This is a genomic window from Bacillus hominis, assembly GCF_018332515.1.
In the GTDB taxonomy this organism is placed as follows: Bacteria; Bacillota; Bacilli; order Bacillales; family Bacillaceae_G; genus Bacillus_A; species Bacillus_A hominis.
This window is the reverse complement of the sequence record NZ_BOQD01000400.1, coordinates 1-647: the sequence shown is the minus strand read 5'-3', so window position 1 is coordinate 647 and position 647 is coordinate 1. Positions and strand designations below refer to the sequence as shown.

Annotated in this window: 1 protein-coding gene and 1 pseudogene; one reads left to right on the top strand and one right to left on the bottom strand. The window is 34.3% G+C overall.

Annotated elements, in window-relative coordinates:
* Nucleotides 1–441: hypothetical protein (locus KI356_RS25675; RefSeq protein WP_212936846.1), on the top strand; the 441-nt coding region annotated here is incomplete at its 5' end.
* A 36-nt stretch (nt 442–477) separates the two neighbouring features.
* On the opposite strand, the pseudogene KI356_RS28780 reads toward KI356_RS25675, so the two are convergent.
* A pseudogene (locus KI356_RS28780) lies at nt 478–628 on the bottom strand (DUF2812 domain-containing protein); the annotation flags it as partial.
* Nucleotides 629–647: the final 19 nt, after the last annotated feature.

Here is a 647-nt window from a genome sequence, read left to right as displayed (position 1 = left end):
AGTGTTCTATCTTTCACTTTAATAGGTTGTACAAGCACTTCTACTACAAATAATACTCCAAAAACTAAGCAAGAAAATACGAAAAATGCCATTCCATTCAACTCTGCAGACATTACAAATATTGAATTACTTAGAACAACAAGTAATACTAGTTCCAAATCTCAAACAGATAACGAGGAAATGATACAATCAATCGTTTCCGTAGTCCAAAACGGAACAACGAAAACAATCACATTAGATCAAAAAAAGAGGGCATCTACGCATTCTACACTAACCGTTACACATAAAGATGACTCAAAAGAAGAATTTCTTGTGTGGCTTGATAATAAAGAGCAAATTACGATCGCTAAAGATGAGAAGAAAGATAAAGTAGAAGGTGTGACATTGAACATTGAAGGCGCTAAAATGATCGAGGATTTCTTTAAAAATGATAAAAGGTAAAAAGGATCCCCTTTAACTTTAAAGGGATCTCTCATATCATTTTCCCTCTTCATACAACCTATTTTCCTTATATGAACAAACGAAAAACATACTTGATAAATGTCCATGCAATACCCCTCATTAATCCAAAGATTGTTTCAAACAAGAATGATCCTACAAACGCTGTGCCGTGCATATCCGATACCCCTCACATGCCCATCAACTTA